At 68.7% G+C, this 13,039-nt stretch carries 12 protein-coding genes; 3 read left to right on the forward strand and 9 right to left on the reverse strand.

From position 1 onward, the window contains the following. Positions 1-5: 5 nt before the first annotated feature. From K9U41_RS09695 to K9U41_RS09730, 8 genes are all read right to left on the reverse strand, one after another. Positions 6-1,427 carry an AtzE family amidohydrolase gene (locus K9U41_RS09695; RefSeq protein WP_282640634.1) on the reverse strand — a complete coding sequence of 474 codons (1,422 nt, stop codon included), beginning with the start codon at positions 1,425-1,427 and terminating at the stop codon, positions 6-8. A gap of 22 nt (positions 1,428-1,449) precedes the next feature. Then, on the reverse strand, positions 1,450-1,659 hold the full coding sequence (locus K9U41_RS09700; RefSeq protein WP_282640635.1) for an AtzG-like protein: 210 nt from the start codon (positions 1,657-1,659) through the stop codon (positions 1,450-1,452). 8 nt (positions 1,660-1,667) lie between these two features. After that, positions 1,668-3,449, reverse strand: coding sequence for an ABC transporter ATP-binding protein (locus K9U41_RS09705; protein WP_282640636.1), 1,782 nt, complete (start codon positions 3,447-3,449; stop codon positions 1,668-1,670). Between the two features lie 11 nt (positions 3,450-3,460). Beyond that, positions 3,461-4,342, reverse strand: a complete 882-nt coding sequence (locus tag K9U41_RS09710; RefSeq protein ID WP_282640637.1) for an ABC transporter permease — start codon at positions 4,340-4,342, stop codon at positions 3,461-3,463. Further along, complete coding sequence (locus K9U41_RS09715) at positions 4,339-5,352, reverse strand: ABC transporter permease (protein WP_282640638.1); 1,014 nt, start codon at positions 5,350-5,352, stop codon at positions 4,339-4,341. The genes K9U41_RS09710 and K9U41_RS09715 overlap by 4 nt, the downstream gene beginning before the upstream one ends. Positions 5,353-5,639: 287 nt before the next feature. Then, a complete protein-coding gene (locus K9U41_RS09720; RefSeq protein ID WP_282640639.1) occupies positions 5,640-7,262 on the reverse strand; it encodes an ABC transporter substrate-binding protein in 1,623 nt (540 codons plus the stop codon). A gap of 216 nt (positions 7,263-7,478) precedes the next feature. Further along, on the reverse strand, positions 7,479-8,306 hold the full coding sequence (gene pssA / locus K9U41_RS09725; RefSeq protein ID WP_282640640.1) for a CDP-diacylglycerol--serine O-phosphatidyltransferase: 828 nt from the start codon (positions 8,304-8,306) through the stop codon (positions 7,479-7,481). Further along, a complete protein-coding gene (locus tag K9U41_RS09730) occupies positions 8,306-9,007 on the reverse strand; it encodes a phosphatidylserine decarboxylase (protein WP_282640641.1) in 702 nt (233 codons plus the stop codon). Before K9U41_RS09730 ends, pssA begins: the two co-directional genes overlap by 1 nt. A gap of 254 nt (positions 9,008-9,261) precedes the next feature. Between K9U41_RS09730 and K9U41_RS09735 the strand changes: the two genes are divergently transcribed. After that, a complete protein-coding gene (locus K9U41_RS09735) occupies positions 9,262-9,801 on the forward strand; it encodes an arsenate reductase ArsC (protein WP_282640642.1) in 540 nt (179 codons plus the stop codon). A 7-nt stretch (positions 9,802-9,808) separates the two neighbouring features. On the opposite strand, the gene K9U41_RS09740 is transcribed toward K9U41_RS09735, so the two are convergent. Then, positions 9,809-10,795, reverse strand: a complete 987-nt coding sequence (locus K9U41_RS09740) for an AraC family transcriptional regulator (RefSeq protein WP_282640645.1) — start codon at positions 10,793-10,795, stop codon at positions 9,809-9,811. Positions 10,796-10,945: 150 nt separating this feature from the next. Here K9U41_RS09740 and K9U41_RS09745 point away from each other — a divergent pair, with 150 nt between their 5' ends. Together K9U41_RS09745 and K9U41_RS09750 are read left to right on the forward strand one after the other, a co-directional pair. Beyond that, a complete protein-coding gene (locus tag K9U41_RS09745; protein WP_282640643.1) occupies positions 10,946-11,713 on the forward strand; it encodes a 3-hydroxyacyl-CoA dehydrogenase in 768 nt (255 codons plus the stop codon). 58 nt (positions 11,714-11,771) lie between these two features. After that, positions 11,772-12,968 carry an acetyl-CoA C-acyltransferase gene (locus K9U41_RS09750; RefSeq protein ID WP_282640644.1) on the forward strand — a complete coding sequence of 399 codons (1,197 nt, stop codon included), beginning with the start codon at positions 11,772-11,774 and terminating at the stop codon, positions 12,966-12,968. The last annotated feature ends 71 nt before the right edge of the window (positions 12,969-13,039 follow it).

A 13,039-nucleotide genomic window follows, 5' to 3' on the forward strand; every position in this document is an offset into this window, starting at 1 on the left:
CCTGCTCACAGTGGGGCCACGGGCGCGGCGGCGACGCCGGCCTGCTCCAGGGCCGCCGCGACGCGCAATGCCAGGTCCTCTCGCCACGGCGGGGCGATGACCTGGACCGCCAGCGGCAGCTCCGGCGCATCCCCCACCTCCACCCGCACCGGCACCGCCACCACCGGCAGGCCGATGAAGGAGATGGGCTGGGTGAACAGGCCCATGTTGGGCCGCACCAGCATCTCCTCACCGTCGAGCACGAAGGTCTTCTGCCCCAGCCTCGGCGCCCGGCAGGGGGTGGCGGGGGCGAGCAGCACATCGTGGGTCTGAAACAGCCTCAGCATCTCGCCATGGAAATGGCGGCGGAAGCGCTGGGCGGCATCCACCCACGAGGCCGGAATGGCGAGGCCGGCGAACAGGCGGTCGCGGACGGCGGGATCGAAATCCTCGGCCCGGGCGGCAAGGCGCCGGGCATGGAAGCTCGCCCCCTCCGCCGCCGTGATGATGAAGGCCGAGGCGCGGGCGCGGGCGGCGTCCGGAATGTCCACCACTTCGCTGACGCCCAGGGCGGCGGCCACGCGGTCCACCGCCGCGAACGCCTCCGGCAGCGCGCGCGAGCGGAACCAGCCGCCGGCAATGGCGATGCGCAGGCCCGCCGCCCCCTGCCCGATGAGCCCCGAGACCGGCTCGAACGGGCGCGGGGTCTGGCCCGGATCACGCGCGTCCGCGCCCTGCATGGCGTCGTAGAAGGCGGCAAGGTCCGCCACCGAGCGGCCGAGCGGCCCGAGATGGTCCAGCGCCGTCACGAAGGGAAAGCTGCCGCCGCGCGTGAGGCGGCCATAGGTGGGCTTCAGCCCGAACGTGCCGCACAGGGACGACGGCACCCGGATGGAGCCGTTGGTGTCGGAGCCGAGCGCGATGGGCACCAGCCCCGCCGCCACCGCCGCCCCCGAGCCGCCCGACGAGCCGCCCGACATGCGGGTGAGGTCGTGGGGATTGCGCGAGGCGCCGTCATGGATGTTCTCGCCCGTGAAGTCGTAGGCGTATTCGCCCATGTTCAGCGCGCCCACCAGCACCGCATCGGCGGCTTCCAGCTTCTCGATCAGTGTGGCGTCGGCTGCCGCCGGGCTGAGGTCGCGATTGATCTTGGAGCCGGCGCGGGTGGGCAGGCCCTTCACGTCGAACAGGTTCTTCACCGCGAAGGGCGCGCCGGCGAGCGGCCCCAGCGGTGCGCCGGCGGCGCGGCGGGCATCGATGCGGTCGGCGGTCGCACGGGCGCGCTCGGCGGTCACGTCGGTGAAGGCGTTCACCCTGGGGTCCACGGCGGCGATGCGGGCCAGCGTCGCCTCGATCACCGCGCGCGCGGTGACGGCGCCGGCGGCGACCGCAGAGGCGATCTCGGCAGCAGGGGCGGTGGCGAGGCTGGCGGCGTCGGTTCGGGGCATCTGGACGTTCATGGGCACGGCCTCAGGGGCGATAGACGGGGGCCGGCTCCTCGGCATCGCCGAGGTCGAGGCTGCGCACCAGGGTCGCCGCATCGGCGATGGCGCGCAGGTAGGACAGCGCCTCGGCCCGCCATTCCGGGCGCGGGGCGATGGCGTGGGCGCTGAGCGCGCCGTCGAGCAGCTGCTCCAGCGCCGTGTCCTCCACCCTTGGGAGTTCGAGTTCGGTGCTCATGGGGGGCCTCAGACCGGGGGATGGGGAATGGCGGCGATCAGCTCGCGGGTATAGGCGTCCTTGGGCGCGTCGAGCACCTGCTGCGAGCTGCCCTCCTCCACGATCCGTCCGGCCCGCATGACGATGACCCGGTCGCACAACAGGCCCACCACATGCAGGTCGTGGGACACGAACAGGTAACTCATGCCAAGGCGCTGCTTCAGATCCTCCAGCAGGTTCAGCACCACCGCCTGGACCGACACGTCGAGGGCCGCAGTCGGCTCGTCGAGGATGACGAGGTCGGGGTCGAGCGCAATGGCCCGCGCGATGCCGACGCGCGCCTTCTGCCCGCCGGAGAGCTGGTGGGGGAAGCGCTCCAGCAGGTTCTGCGGCAGGCCGACCATCTCGGCCAGGTCCGCCACCCGGGCGCGCAGCTTCGCCCCGCCCGAGAAACCGCCCATGCGCAGCAAGGGATCGGCGATGGCGCGCTCCGCCGTGTAGCGGGGATTGAGGCTTTCGGTGGGGTCCTGAAACACCATCTGGATGCGCCGGCGCATGGGATGGTGGGCAAAATCCTTGGCCGGAATGGCGCTGATGTCCTCGCCGGCGAAGCTGATCCTGCCCGCCGTGGGATCGATGAGGCGCATGACGATGGTGGAGGTGGTGGACTTGCCGCAGCCGCTCTCCCCCACCAGGCCGACGCTCTCGCCCTTCAGGACCGCGAAGGAGATGTCGTCCACGGCGCGGAAGATGCGCTCCTCCGGCGGCGCCTTCTTGCCCAAAAGGCCGGAGAGGAATGCCGAGGGCGCGCCCTGCCGGGGATATTCCTTCACCAGGTTTTCCACCTGCAGCAGCACCTTGGTCGCGGGGGCGCTCGCCGCCTGCGCTCTGGCTTCCGATTGCGGCGGAGGGTTCTGCGCCGGTGCCGCCGATACCGCCGGCTCCTCCGGCAAGAGGTCCCGCAAGGTGATGCCGGGGCGTGGCGTCGCGCGCATGAGCTTGCGGGTGTAGGGGTGCTGGGGATCGCGGAAGATGCGCTCGGCGGGCGCGGTCTCCACCACCTTGCCCTTTTCCATCACCATCACCGTGTCGCAATAGGCGGCGGCGAGGCCCAGGTCGTGGGTGATGAGGAGCGTGGACATGCCGCGCTCGCGCGTCAGCTCGGTCACGAGGTCCATGACCGCCTTCTGGGTGGTCACGTCGAGGCCGGTGGTGGGCTCGTCGGCAATCATCAGCTGCGGCCGGCAAGCCAGCGCCAGCGCGATGACGATGCGCTGGCACATGCCGCCCGACAGCTCGAACGGATAGGCCTGGTAGCGCTCCTCGGGCCGGGCGATGCGCACCTGCTTGAGGATGTCGATCACCTTTTCCTTCACGTTGCGGGCATCGGCCTGCACATGCTGGAGCTGCACGTCGCCGATCTGCCGTCCCACCGTGCGGATGGGGTTCAGCGCGGCGCGCGGATTCTGGAAGATCATGGACATTTCACGCCCGCGCAGGTCGCGCATGGCGCTTTCCGGCGCGTGGGCCACATCCATCCCCGAGAAGGTGATGGAGCCTTCCGCGATGCGTCCCGCCCGGTCGAGGATCCGCATGACCGTGTAGGAGGTCACCGACTTGCCCGAGCCGCTCTCGCCCACGATGCCGAGGGTCTCGCCCTTGGCGAGGGTGAGGTTCACCTGGCTCACCGCCGTCACCACGCCGCGGCGGGTGGCGAACTCCACGGTGAGGTCGCGCACCTCCAGCAGCGGGCCGCTGGGGGTTTCGGAGGTCTTGGCTGCTTGTGCCGTCACGTCCACGTTCCCATGCATGGTGGCCTCCCTCAGGTGCGACGCTGGGGGTCGACGATGTCGCGCAGACCGTCACCCAGCAGGTTGAAGCAGAACACCGCGAACATGAGCGCAAGGCCCGGGAACAGGGCGATCCACCATTCGCCGGAGACGATGTAGGCAGCGCCTTCGGCCACCATGATCCCCCATTCCGGGGTGGGCGGGCGCACGCCGAGGCCGATGAAGCTGAGGCCCGCCGCGTTGAGGATGGCGTAGCCCATGGTGAGCGACATCTGCACCATCATGATGGGCATGATGTTGGGCAGGATGGTCGTCAGCAGGATGCGCCATTCCGAATTGCCGGTGAGGCGCGCCGCCTGCACGAAGCCCGCCTGCCGGCGGATGGCCGCTTCCGAGCGGGCCACCCGCACATAGAGCGGGAAATTGATGATGGCGGTGGCGATCACGATGTTGGTCACCGTGTTGCCCAGCGCCGCCACGATGCCCATGGCCAGCACGAACAGCGGGAAGGCCATGATGGTATCGGAGATGCGGCCGATGATGCGGTCGGTCCACCCGCCGAAGAAGCCCGACGCGATGCCGGCGATGCCGCCGGCCGCGAACACCAGCGCCACCGAGAACACCGCGATGGCCATGTCGAGCCGGGTCGCCACGATGACGCGGGAGAAGATGTCCCGCCCCAGATTATCCGTGCCGAACCAGTGGGTGGCGGACGGCGCCTGGAGCGCGGCCGCCGTGTCGCTGGCGAGCGGATCGTAGGGCACGATGAACGGCCCCAGCAGCGCGCACACCACCAGCACCAGGAACATGCCGAAGGCGATGCCGGTGACCGGGTTGTCGGAGATGACGTAGCGCGCGTGGGCAAGGGTCGCGGCAAGGCCGCGGGGGTGGGTGTCGGCCGTGGCGAGGGTCATGCTTCGCTCCGCGCGCGGGGATCGATGACGCCGTAGGCGATATCGATCAGGAGATTGAGGATGACGTAGAGGATGGCCATGGCGAGCACGAAGCCCTGCACCGGCGCGTAGTCGGAGGTGATCAGCGCCTCGACCGCGTAGGAGCCGATGCCCGGCCAGGCGAACACCTTCTCCACCAGCACGTTGGCGCCGAGCAGGAAGGAGAACACCATGCCCAGCGTGGTCACCACCGGCAGCATGGCGTTGCGAAACGCGTAGGTGATGATCACCGTGGTGTCGGTCAGCCCGGCGGCGCGGGCGGTGCGCACGAACTCGGAGGACAGCACCGACAGCATGGAGGCGCGGGTCATGCGGGCGATGGGCGCCAGCGCGAAGATGGCGAGCGTGATGGCCGGCACCGCAAGCTGCGCCAGCGCGGCGCGGAAGGTCTCGAAGTCCCGCGCGATCAGGCTGTCGATGAGATAGAAGCCGGTCACCGTCTCGGGCGCCGAGAAGAACACGTCCAGCCGCCCCAGCGGCGCCGGCGCCCAGCCGAGCTTGAAGTAGAACACATAGACCAGCAGCAGCCCGGTGAAGAACACCGGCAGCGAGACGCCGGCCGTGGTGATGAGCCGGCAGGCATGGTCCACCCAGGAACCCTGCTTCACCGCCGCCATGATGCCGAACGGCACCGCGATGGCCAGCGCCAGGATAAGGCCCGCCAGCGTCAGCTCGGCGGAGGCCGGGAGCCGCGCGGAAATCTCCGCCGCCACCGGCTGCCCGGTGGAGAGCGAGCTTCCCAGGTCCCCCTTCGCCAGCGCCGAGACATAGTCCACGAACTGCACCGGCAGCGGCTTGTCGAGGCCCAGCTTGGTGCGGATCTCGGCGATGGATTCGGCCGTGGCGGCGGGACCGGCGAAATAGGCGGCAGTGTCGCCCGGCAACACCCGCGTGAGCATGAAGGTGACGATCACCACGCCGATCAGGCTCGGCACGGCTGTGGCAAGACGACTGCCAATGAGCTTCAGCATGATGTGTCCTCGCTTGGTCTGGCTTGGGTGGCGGCCTGATGCCGCCCTCCCCTGTCCTTGCCTCTTTCGTCATTCACCCGGTCTGACGGCCGGCGTGTCCCGGCCGACTGGAACGCAGCGCAGTGGAAGGAGAGCCGGGATCCAGCGCAAGAGTTCGCCGAAGGCGACAGCATCGCCCCGCGGCCCCGGATACCTGCCTGCTTCGCAGGACTTTCGCGCTGGACCCCGGCTCGGCGCTCCAGCTGCGCTGTCGCTTGGCCGGGGAACTTGGCCAGTGAACTGGCCCCTCACCCCTTCTGGAAGGCGCGATAGTCGAGCCGGCGGTGGAACCAGTATTCGTAGCCGGTGATGTTCTTCTGCATGGCGACATTCACATAGGGCTGGTAGAGCGGAATGCGCGGTACGTCGGCGAAGGCGAGGTCCACCATGCCCTTCACGCCCGCATCATAGGCGGCCTTGTCGCCGTTGGCCGCGGCGGCGCGGGCGCCGTCGATGAAGGCATCCATGGCCGCCGACTGGTAGCTCATGGTGTTGAAGATCGAATTGTTGCCGTGGTAGCACCAGAAGAAGAAGTATTCGGGATAGTCCAGCCAGCCCGAAAACACGTTGGTGAACAGCGGCAGCACCTTCTTCGTCAGCTCGGTGCGCCAGTTGGCGCCGGGGATCTTGTTGATGGTGGTCTTGATGCCGATCTGAGCCAGGTTCTCCTGCAGCAGCACGCACAGCGGCTCGTTCACGCCGGCAAAGCCGAGGTCGAAGGAAAGCGTGGTCTCCAGCCCGTTCGGATAGCCCGCTTCCGCCAGCAATTGCTTGGCCTTGGCAAGGTCGGTGACGAACTTGGTGGGCTCCGGCCACGCCACCTGGGTCTTGGCATCCGCCGGGGCGCCGAACATGGGCTTGGCGAGGCCAAACAGGGCGGCGTCCATGATCTTCTGGTAGGGAATGGCGTAGGCGATGGCCTCGCGCACCTTGAGATTGTCGAAGGGCGGGTTCTTCACATTCATGCCGATATACTGGACGCCGTTGGAATACGGCACCGACACGATGTTGAGCTTGCCGGACTGCTTCAGCTCCACGAAATCCTTGTTGGGCAGGTCGTAGGAGATGTCGGCGTCGCCGCGCTCCAAGAGCGCCCGGCGGTTGCCCGCGGAGGGCACCATGCGCCAGATCACGCGCTTGATCTTCGGCAGCGGGCCGCCCTTCCAGTCCTCGAAGCGCTCGAAGATCACCTCGGTGCCGGGGGTCCACTTGGTGACGCGGTAGGCGCCCGAGCCCGCCGTGTTCTGCTTGGTGTATTCGAGGCCCCAGGGGTCCTTCTCGGTGGCATTCTTCTGCACCAGCCCGGAATTGATGACGCAGGGCACGATCACCGCAAGGTCGGGGATGGTGAGGCGGTCCTTGCGGATGAAGTCGACGCGCACGGTGTGGTCGTCCACCACCACGAACTGCTCGGGCTTCTCCAGCGAGCCCGCCTTCATCTGGAAGGTGGGGAAGCCGCCCACCGAGACGGCGCGGTCCAGCGACCACTTCACGTCCTTGGCGGTGACCGGCGAGCCGTCCTGGAAGGTGGCGTTCTTCTTCAGCTTGAACGTCACCGACATGTCGCCGATGTTCATGTCCTCGGCGAGTTCGCCCTTCAGCTTGTCGCGGTCGTAGTAGCGGACCCCGTCCTTCTCGGTCATCTCGTGGGTGATGAGGCGGTCGTAGGTGTTCCAGTTCGCCTCATAGCCCGGCACGTTGGTGCCGACGCCGTGGATATCGAGGTTGTTGGGTCCGCTCTCGGACACGATCAGCAGCGTCTCGTTGCGCGCCTGCGCCTGCGCCGAGGAGAACACCGCAGGGGCGGCGACACCGGTTCCGGTGGCGACGGCGGTGGCGGACGCAGACTTCACGAATTCGCGGCGGTTCATCGGACGGCATCCCCAATGGTGATAGTCACCCTTCCCATTCAAGCTGCATGCCAATTGCATACAAAAATGTGAATTATATTTCAGATCAGATACCTGGAGCAGAACATGCCCGGTCCTGCGCCCGGCGTAGACACGCCGCGATGCACAATAATTACGCACGATTGCGCCAATTGCATGCAATCTGATTGCCGACAGTTCGGCGCCGTCTCCCCGCGCTCAGGCGGCGGGGATGCCGTCGGATCGCCCGGCGCGCCATGCCGTCATCTGCCGGCGGTATCGCAAGGTGGAAACCGGCAGCAGTGCAAGGTAGATGATCGAGCACACCGAGAGCACGATCCACGGATAGCTCGCCAGCAGCGCAAAAAAGATCGCCACCGCCACGAAAAGCGGCAGCACCATGTCCCGCCGCACCCGCCGTCCCAACGTCTTCCCGGACCAAGCAGGCACCGTGGAGATCATGAGAAAGGCGATGGCCAGGCAATAGATGAGGGCCAGCGGCGCGCTCACGCCCCCGTGGGGCACGCCGATCAACTCCAGGTAGATGGGCAGCAGCACGGTGATGGCCCCCGCCGGCGCCGGGATGCCGGTGAAGAAGTCGCCGGCGAACGGCGGCTTGTGCGGATCGTCCAGCATCACGTTGAAGCGGGCGAGGCGCAGCGCCGCGCAGATGGCATAGGCGAGCGCCGCGATCCAGCCCACCGAACCGGTCTCCTTGAGCCCCCAGAAATAGAGCATCAGCGCCGGCACGCAGCCGAAATTGACGAAGTCCGCGAGGCTGTCCAGCTCCGCGCCGAAACGCGACGTGCCCTTCAGCGCCCGGGCGAGTCGGCCGTCGATGCCGTCGAGCAAAGCGGCGAAGACGATGGCGGCCAGCGCCAGCTCGATCCGCTCCTCGATGGCGAGGCGCACCGCCGTCAGCCCCGAGCACAAGGCGAGCAGCGTCACCAGATTGGGCAGCAGCACCCGCAGCGGCACCCGGCCGAGGCGACCGAAGCGGGGACGCGGCCGGCCTTCCGGATCGAACGGGGGAAAAGGGGTTTCCATCAGCTCACCCGATAGGCCGTCTCGCGCGGCTGCTGGGCCGACAGATCGCACAGAACCGTCTCGCCAGCCACCGTCAGCTGGCCTTCGGACACCTGAACCCTGGTCCCCACCGGCAGATAGACATCCACCCGCGAGCCGAAGCGGATCAGGCCGAAGCGCTCGCCGGCGCCGATCGATTCACCTTCCCGCACGAAGGAGACGATGCGGCGGGCGATGAGGCCGGCAATCTGCACCACTCCCACGCGGCACAAGGGCGTGGAGATCACGAGGCCGTTGCGCTCGTTGTCCTCGCTCGCCTTGTCGAGGTCGGCGTTGAGGAACAGGCCGGGCTTGTAGGCGAGCCGCTCGATGCGGCCGGTCACCGGCGCCCGGTTCACGTGCACGTTGAACACGTTCATGAAGATGGAGACGCGCAGCAGCGGCTCGTCGGACAGATCCAGCTCCCGCGGCGGCCGCGCCAGGCCCACCTGGGAGATGCGCCCGTCGGCCGGCGCCACCACCAGCCCGTCGCGCACCGGCGTCACACGCGGCGGATCACGGAAGAACAGGGCGGTCCAGATGGCGAGGCCGACCCCGATCATGCCGAGGAAGGTGGAGAACACCATGAGCCCGAGCGCGATCACCACCGCGATGGCAATGAAGGGGTAGCCTTCCCGATGGATGGGAACCAGCGACTTGCGGATGGATGTGACGACGGACAACACGGCCTCCAGTGCGCCGCACCGGCGCCGAACCGCGCAAGAGGTAGTGAGGGCTTGGCCAGCCGTCAAATGGCCCGCGCGGAAGGGGACCGAAGGCGGCGCTGTGGGGACGGTTTCGCCCCGCCCCGTACCGCCGCGATTCAGGGGTGCCCAAGATTTGACGGCGCGGCGAGTTGACAGCCGGGCAAAGCAGCGCTTGCGTTACTTGGCCAGACCAGCACCAACACGCAGAAAAAAGGTCGGTGGAGGAAAACATGCCTGACGATCACGTCTTCAATGTCCTCTTCCTGTGCATGGCCAATTCGGCGCGCTCGCTTATGGCCGAGAGCATTCTCAACCGGCTCGGCCAGGGCCATTTCAAGGCCTATTCCGCAGGAATCGCGCCCACCGGAGAGGTCCATCCGGAAACGACGAAGCTTCTCGCCGGCCTCAATTACGACGTCAGCGGCCTGCGCTCGAAGAGCTGGACCGAATTCACCGGGCCGGATGCGCCGCATTTCGATTTCGTCTTCACCGTCTGCGACGACGCCGGCAACGAGACCTGTCCGGTGCTGCCCGGCGAGCCGTGGCGGCGCATGTCGGCCCACTGGGGCATTCCCGACCCCAAGCTTGCAAACGGCACCGCCACGGAGCTGTCCTTTGCCTTCGCGGATGCCTACCGGCTGCTCCATCGGCGCATTGCCATCTTCGTCGCGCTGCCGTTGCGCTCCCTCGACCGCCTCGCCCTCCAGGAGCATCTGAAGGAGATTGGCCAGGCGACGGTCGCGGCGGAAACGCAGACGCTGGCGGGCTGACAGCGCCTCAGGCAGCGCCCCGCCGGTAGGCCCCCGGGCTCTGCGCCGTCCATTTGCGGAAGGCGCGATGGAAGGCGCTGGGTTCTGAAAACCCCAGCTCCGCCGCGATCTCGCCCACCGGCTTTGCGCCGTCCCGCAGCAGCGTTTCGGCCAGCACCCGGCGCAGCTCGTCCTTGATGTCGCGATAGGTCTGGCCCTCGTCGGCGAGGCGCCGGCGCAACGTTGAGGCGGGCAGGCGCAACTGCCGGGCGAGGTCCTCGAAGCCCGGCCAGGCCGTGGCCGGCGCGGCGCGCAGGCGGGCCTTCACCCGCGCGGCGAGGCCCTGGTCGTGCCGGTAGCGCACCAGGATATTGGCCGGCGCCCCGCGCAGGAAATCCTTCAGCGCCCGTTCGCCACGGGTCGCCGGCAGGGTCAGGAAGGCGGCGTCGAAGGCGAGCCGGCTGACGGGCTGGTCGAAGCGCACCGGCGCGCCGAAGAACAGGCGATAATCGGCGCCATGCTCCGGCGGGCCGCAGCGGAAATCCACCTGCCGCAGCGGGATGCGCCGGCCCACCAGCCAGCAGGTGATGCCGTGGACGATGATCCAGTAGGTGCGGTAGGCAAAGGCCGAGCGCGCGGCGCCCACGTCCTTCAGCACGATGGCGGCGAGCCCGTCCGCCACCTGAAGCTCGCCTTCGGGATCCTCCAGCACCACCTTCAGGAAGCGCAGCGCGCGCCGCAGGGCCTGCTCCAGCGTCGCGGCACCCATGAGCGCGTGGCACAGCAGGGTGAAGCTGCCCAGCCGCATGGGCCGGCCGCCGAGGCCGAAGAATTCGTCGTCCAGCGCCTGCGACACGGCCAGCCACAGCGCGCCATACTGCTCGGCGGAGACCGCGGCCCCGAACGGCACGGTAAGCCCCGCCTGCGCCAGCACCGGCGCGGGATCGATGCCGCGCCGGGCGAGGCAGTCCAGCGCGTCGTCCACGAAGCCGGCGGAAATCATGCGCCGTTCCAGGGCGAGGCTCCTTCATGGCAAAACCGCTCATCATTTTAGATCGATTGCGCCATCGAATGCCACTTCGCCTTTCGCTAGATGAAGGATCAACCGGCCCTGCGAACAGGAGCGGCCGCAAGAGCCCATAGACACCACCACGGGGAGGACCTCATGAAGATCGACGGTCGCGTCTTTATCGTCACCGGCGCCGGCTCCGGCCTTGGCGCCGCGGTGTCGCGCATGCTGGTGGGCGAAGGCGCGCGGGTGGTGATCGTGGACATCAATGCCGAGGCCGGCAACGCCGTCGCATCCGAGCTGGGCGAAAGCGCCCGGTTCCAGCGCGCGGACGTGACCAGCGAAGCGGACGGCATCGCCGCCGTGGCCCTCGCCCGCGAGGCCTTCGGCCATCTCCACGGCCTGGTGAATTGCGCCGGCGTCGCGCCCGGCGAGAAGGTGGTGGGCCGCGAAGGGCCGCACCGGCTCGACAGCTTCGCGCGGGCGGTGGGCATCAACCTCATCGGCACCTTCAACATGCTGCGGCTTGCCGCCGACGCCATCGTGAAGGAAGAGCCCGACGCCGATGGCGAACGCGGCGTCATCATCAATACCGCCTCCATCGCCGCCTTCGACGGCCAGATCGGCCAGGCCGCCTATGCCGCCTCCAAGGGCGGCGTCGCGGCGCTCACGTTGCCGGTGGCGCGGGAGCTGGCGCGCTTCGGGATGCGGGTGGTCACCATCGCGCCGGGCATCTTCGAGACGCCCATGATGGCGGGCCTGCCGCCGGACGTGCAGGAGTCGCTGGGCAAGACGGTGCCCTTCCCGCCCCGGCTCGGCCGGCCGGCGGAATATGCCGCCCTCGTCAGGCACATCTGCGAGAACACCATGCTCAACGGCGAGGTCATCCGCCTCGACGGCGCCCTGCGCATGCCCCCGCGCTGACCTTGCCGTCCGCGTTGACCTTGCCCCGCTCTGACTCTTGCCCCGGAAGGACGATCCCATGACCACCCGCACGGAAGATCCCATCGTCATCGTCGGCGCCGCCCGCACCCCCATGGGCGGGTTCCAGGGCGACTTCAAGGATGTGGCCGCCCCCATCCTCGGCTCAACCGCCATCGCCGCGGCGCTGGCCCGTGCCGGCCTCGCGCCGGAGGCGGTGGACGAGGTGGTGTTCGGCTGCGTGCTGCCCGCCGGCCTTGGCCAGGCCCCCGCCCGTCAGGCGGCGTTGGGGGCCGGCCTGCCGCTCTCCACCGGCGCCACCACCGTCAACAAGATGTGCGGCTCCGGCATGAAGGCGGCCATGTTCGCCCATGACCTGCTGCTGGCCGGCTCGGCCGAGGTGGCGGTGGCGGGCGGCATGGAGAGCATGAGCAACGCCCCCTACCTGCTCGACCGCGCCCGCGCGGGCTATCGCATGGGCCACGGCCGGGTGCTCGACCATATGTTCCTCGACGGGCTGGAGGACGCCTACGAGAAGGGCCGCCTCATGGGCACCTTCGCCGAGGATTGCGCCGAGGCCTACCAGTTCACCCGCGAGGCGCAGGACGCCTTCGCCATCGCCTCCCTGACCAAGGCGCAGAAGGCCATGGCGGACGGCGCCTTCGACGCCGAGATCGCCCCGGTCACGGTGAAGGCCGGCAAGGCCGAGCGCGTGGTGGCCGCCGATGAGCAGCCGCCCAAGGCCAAGCTGGACAAGATCCCCACCCTCAAGCCCGCCTTCCGCGACGGCGGGACGGTGACGGCGGCCAATTCGTCCTCCATCTCGGACGGCGCGGCGGCCCTGGTGCTCATGCGCCGGTCGCAGGCGGAAGCGCGCGGGCTCACCCCGCTCGCCACCATCGTCGGCCATGCCACCCACGCGCAGGCGCCGAACCTGTTCGCCACCGCCCCCGTCGGCGCGGTGGGCAAGCTGGCCGAACGCACCGGCTGGGATCTCAAGGACGTGGACCTGTTCGAGATCAACGAGGCGTTCGCCGTGGTGCCCATGGCCGCCATCCACGACCTCGGCCTGCCGGAGGACAAGGTGAACGTCCACGGCGGCGCCTGCGCGCTGGGCCATCCCATCGGCGCCTCCGGCGCGCGGGTGATGGTGACGCTGCTGGCGGCGCTGCAGAAATACGGCCTCAAGCGCGGCATCGCCTCCCTGTGCATCGGCGGCGGCGAGGCCACAGCGGTGGCGCTGGAACTGGCGCACTGAGGCTGGAGCAGAAGGCCCTCCACTCCGCGCAATTCTGCCCCCTCTCCCGCGTGCGGGGGAGGGTTGGGGAG

Origin of the sequence: Xanthobacter autotrophicus (genome assembly GCF_029991245.1) — a bacterium.
Classification (GTDB): domain Bacteria; phylum Pseudomonadota; class Alphaproteobacteria; order Rhizobiales; family Xanthobacteraceae; genus Xanthobacter; species Xanthobacter autotrophicus_C.

Bases quoted from the DNA above. Each gene is read 5' to 3' on its own strand.
- K9U41_RS09700 (WP_282640635.1), bottom strand. From the start codon at position 1,659: ATGAGCACCGAACTCGAACTCCCAAGGGTGGAGGACACGGCGCTGGAG.
- K9U41_RS09720 (WP_282640639.1), bottom strand. From the start codon at position 7,262: ATGAACCGCCGCGAATTCGTGAAGTCTGCGTCCGCCACCGCCGTCGCC.
- K9U41_RS09745 (WP_282640643.1), top strand. From the start codon at position 10,946: ATGAAGATCGACGGTCGCGTCTTTATCGTCACCGGCGCCGGCTCCGGC.
- K9U41_RS09715 (WP_282640638.1), bottom strand. From the start codon at position 5,352: ATGCTGAAGCTCATTGGCAGTCGTCTTGCCACAGCCGTGCCGAGCCTG.
- K9U41_RS09705 (WP_282640636.1), bottom strand. From the start codon at position 3,449: ATGCATGGGAACGTGGACGTGACGGCACAAGCAGCCAAGACCTCCGAA.
- K9U41_RS09695 (WP_282640634.1), bottom strand. From the start codon at position 1,427: ATGCCCCGAACCGACGCCGCCAGCCTCGCCACCGCCCCTGCTGCCGAG.
- K9U41_RS09710 (WP_282640637.1), bottom strand. From the start codon at position 4,342: ATGACCCTCGCCACGGCCGACACCCACCCCCGCGGCCTTGCCGCGACC.
- K9U41_RS09735 (WP_282640642.1), top strand. From the start codon at position 9,262: ATGCCTGACGATCACGTCTTCAATGTCCTCTTCCTGTGCATGGCCAAT.
- K9U41_RS09750 (WP_282640644.1), top strand. From the start codon at position 11,772: ATGACCACCCGCACGGAAGATCCCATCGTCATCGTCGGCGCCGCCCGC.
- pssA (WP_282640640.1), bottom strand. From the start codon at position 8,306: ATGGAAACCCCTTTTCCCCCGTTCGATCCGGAAGGCCGGCCGCGTCCC.